A 253-nucleotide genomic window follows, 5' to 3' on the forward strand; every position below is an offset into this window, starting at 1 on the left:
GGCCTGGGCGACACAGTGGCGGTGATCGCGCCCCACGGCCCGGGGGTGTTCGAGGCGCATTTTGGCGTGCCGATGTGCGGCGCGGGGGTGGATGCCCTCAACACCCCGTCTCTTTTACACATCTGGCGCGGCCGGAGACGCCCCCCCAGGCCTGGGCGACACAGTGGCGGTGATCGCGCCCAACGGCCCGGGGATGTTCGAGGCGCATTTTGGCGTGCCGATGTGCGGCGCGGTGCTGAATGCCATCAACACC

1 pseudogene is annotated in these 253 nt (G+C 69.6%); it reads left to right on the forward strand.

Features of this window, described 5'->3' with window-relative positions:
* Window positions 1-148: 148 nt before the first annotated feature.
* Window positions 149-253, forward strand: a pseudogene (locus tag ACQ4LH_RS22145) (hypothetical protein); the annotation flags it as partial.

The sequence above is a fragment of the Pseudomonas peli genome (assembly GCF_050563605.1).
GTDB lineage: Bacteria > Pseudomonadota > Gammaproteobacteria > Pseudomonadales > Pseudomonadaceae > Aquipseudomonas > Aquipseudomonas peli_A.